The sequence below is a fragment of the Parvibaculum sp. genome, assembly GCF_049671045.1.
Taxonomy (GTDB): Bacteria; Pseudomonadota; Alphaproteobacteria; order Parvibaculales; family Parvibaculaceae; genus Parvibaculum.
The window spans coordinates 1-2,228 of sequence record NZ_JBATUH010000138.1 but is presented as its reverse complement, the minus strand read 5'-3'; the positions used below and the strand labels follow the sequence as shown (position 1 = coordinate 2,228).

At 63.9% G+C, this 2,228-nt stretch carries 2 protein-coding genes; both read left to right on the top strand.

Annotated features, from left to right (window positions below; translation table 11 throughout):
* Nucleotides 1–192 precede the first annotated feature (192 nt).
* Nucleotides 193–468: a DUF1153 domain-containing protein gene (locus tag WBG82_RS15915; protein ID WP_424425908.1), complete on the top strand. Its 276-nt coding sequence runs from the start codon at nt 193–195 to the stop codon at nt 466–468.
* A 313-nt stretch (nt 469–781) separates the two neighbouring features.
* On the top strand, nt 782–2,228 hold a 1,447-nt coding region (fliF, locus tag WBG82_RS15910; RefSeq protein WP_424425907.1), incomplete at its 3' end, for a flagellar basal-body MS-ring/collar protein FliF.

Below are 2,228 nucleotides of genomic sequence, written 5' to 3'. Positions count from 1 at the left end.
GGCGCGCAGATCAAATACTCCGACGTGACAAATGTAACCGATCCGGCGGCATCTTCCTGAAAAGCGGCCTTCCGTCCCGCGATGGCACGCTTAACCCATTGATTTCAGACAAAGTTTACGACGTGGCTTAGCCGTTTTTTAAACGCATCAGCCTACAGTCCGATCAGTAATGAGCACGGGAGATCCTGTTCGATGAGCGAGCAGCCAACACACAAGATCAACTATGTGATCGGGCCGGACGGAAGCCCGCTCACCGTGGCTGATCTGCCGCCGCCGGACACGAAGCGCTGGGTCATCCGCCGCAAGGCCGAGGTTGTCGCCGCCGTTCGGGGCGGGCTGATCAGCCTCGACGATGCCTGCCGGCGCTACACGCTCACCGTGGAAGAATTCCTGAGCTGGCAGCGTTCGATCGAGCGCCACGGCCTCGCCGGTTTGCGTGCGACGCGCGTTCAGCAATACAGGCAGTGAGATAGGGCAGGTATCCGCGTACTTGCTGACCTGATTGCGCCGGCGAAGACCCCTTCGCCGGCGCATTCTGTTTCATGTCCCCCCGCCTTTCCCCTCCCGCCCGGCAAGTTTTGCCGAGCGCGTTAAGGATCTGTTTAGCCTGTCGGCGGTAATTTTTGCCTACCGGCACGGGGAAGAGATCCGCCAGGGCGCCTTGGGCAAAGGAGCGCGGATCTTTCGGGGGCAAAGGAATTGCCGCTTACCTGATGTCTTGCATCGACATTTGTCCAAGGAACGGACGGATGCGCGAGGCGGTGACACTTGAGGTGGGAACGTGGGCGGCATTGCGAATCTGCTGAAATCGCTGGGGCTTGCGCGGCTTGTAACGCTCGGCGTCGTTGCGCTGTCGATGCTTGGCTTCTTCGCCTATCTGGGACTGCGCATGACCGCGGAGCCCATGGCGCTCCTCTTTTCCGACATCGCCCGCGAAGACGCGGCGAAAATGACGACCGCGCTCGACGCGATGAACGTCAAATACGAGCTTCGCGGCGACGGCACGACGATCTTCGTGCCGGAACGCAGCGTGCTGAAGCTCCGCATGGCGCTCGCCGCCAAGGGCCTGCCCTCGGGCGGCACGGTCGGCTATGAGATCTTCGACAATGCCGATGCGCTCGGCACGACGAGCTTCCTTCAGAACATCAATCATCTGCGCGCCCTCGAGGGCGAATTGTCGCGCACCATCCGCTCGATCGACGGCATCGACGGCGCGCGCGTCCATCTCGTTCTGCCGGAACGCGAGCTTTTCTCGCGCAACAAGCGCGAACCCACCGCTTCCATCGTTCTCAAGGTGCGCGGCACGCTCGCCGTCCAGCAGGTGAAGGCGATCCAGCAGCTCGTCGCCTCCGCCGTGGAAGGTCTGACGCCCGGCCATGTCTCGATCGTCGACGAGCGCGGCGCGCTTCTGGCGAGCGGCGCCGGCGAGGACGCGATGTCCATGGTGACGGCGACCGTCGAGGAACAGCGCACGGCTTACGAGAACCGCGTGCGCACACATGTCGAGGACATCATCGGCCGCGTCGTTGGCCAGGACAAGGCGCGCGTCGAAGTGACCGCGCAGATGGACTACAACCGCGTCACCCAGACGTCGGACATCTATGATCCGAACGGCCAGGTCGTCCGCTCGACCCAGACAGTCGAAGACGCCTCCAGCAATTCGGACGGCAGGCAGAACCAGTCCGTCTCCGTCGGCAACAATCTGCCGAACGCCAATCTCGGCGGCGCGGACCAGGCGACGACCTCGCAGCAGAAGTCGAACCGCAACGAAGAGACGGTCAACTACGAAATCTCGCGCACGACGAAGACGGAAGTGCTCGAACCCGGCCGCATCCGGCGGCTGTCGGTCGCCGTGCTCGTCGACGGCACCTATACGGCGGGCGCCGACGGCAAGACCGTCTATGCGCCGCGCTCCGAACAGGAAATCGCCAAGATCGAGGCGCTCGTGAAATCGGCCATCGGCTTCGACCAGTCGCGCGGCGACCATGTGGAAGTCGTCAATCTGCGCTTCGCGGAGGTTGCGCCGGTGGACACGACGCCGCTCGCCGATCCGGCTTCGGGCTTCACCAAGGCCGACTACATCCGCATCGGCGAATTCGCCGTTCTCGCGATCCTCGCGCTCGTCGCCATGTTCTTCGTTTTCCGTCCCGTGCTCTCCCGCCTCATCCCGGCGGCAGGCCACCTGGCCGCGCCCGCGGCGCTCGCGCTGCCGCCGAGCCCGGCAGGCC